Below are 989 nucleotides of genomic sequence, written 5' to 3'. Positions count from 1 at the left end.
CAGGTTCCGGTGGTGTGTGGGACGTTGCGTCGGGATGACGGTGGCCCGGCGCGGTTGCTGGCTTCCCTGGCCGAGGTTCACGTTCAGGGTGTCGCGGTGGATTGGGCGGCGGTGCTGCCGATGGGCGAGCGGGTCGCGTTGCCGACCTATGCCTTCCAGCGGCAGCGGTACTGGCCCAAGCCGGTCCCCGCTCCCCGCCGTTCCGATGATGACGTGACCACGGCGGAGGAGAGCGCGTTCTGGGCCGCCGTGACCGGCGGTGACCTTGACGGTCTGGCGCAGACACTGGCCGTGGACGGGGAGCGGCTGCGTGAGGTGCTGCCCGCGCTGGCGTCCTGGCGGCAGCGTGAGCGGGGCGAGTCCGCGGTCGCCGATTGGCGCTACCGCATTACCTGGACCCCGCTCACCGAACCCGCCCCCGCGACCCTGTCCGGCACCTGGCTCCTGGTCGCCCCCACCGGCCAGACCGGCACCGACCAGGCCACCGTTAGCGCCCAGCCCGCTCTGACCAGTCCTGGCGTTCAGGCCGCCTCCGCCAGTTCCGGCGTCGAGGCAGCTTTGACCGCCTCCGCCGTTCAGGCTCTGACGGATCGCGGCGCCCGAGTGCTGGTCATCGAGGTAGCCCCCGGTGAGCTGGATCGGCAGTCACTGCGTGTCCAAACCACTCAGATATTGGGCGAACTCGGTGATTTGCCGGTGGCCGGGATCGTGTCCCTGCTGGCCGTGGACGAGTCACCCTTGGATGAGTCGCCCGTGGTGCCCAGTGGGCTGGCTGGGACGATGGGGCTGGTCCAGGCGCTGGGTGACGCCGGGATCGACGCGCCGCTGTGGGCGCTGACCTCGGGTGCGGTGGCTGCCGGTGGTGTTCCGGTCGGTTCGGCGCAGGCGCAGACCTGGGCGTTCGGCCGCGTTGCCGCTCTGGAGCATCCGGATCGGTGGGGTGGCCTGATCGACCTGCCTCCGGTGTGGGACGCGCGTACGGCCGATCG

Annotated in this window: 1 pseudogene; it reads left to right on the top strand. The window is 71.1% G+C overall.

The annotated features are described in order from the left end of the window. Positions 1-96: 96 nt before the first annotated feature. Positions 97-989 (top strand): annotated as a pseudogene (locus tag ACTMTF_RS49380) (hypothetical protein); the annotation flags it as partial.

Origin of the sequence: Nonomuraea sp. ZG12, from assembly GCF_052068115.1 — a bacterium.
Classification (GTDB): Bacteria; Actinomycetota; Actinomycetes; order Streptosporangiales; family Streptosporangiaceae; genus Nonomuraea.
Note: the sequence above shows the minus strand (reverse complement) of the source record. Positions and strands in the feature narration are given on the sequence as shown.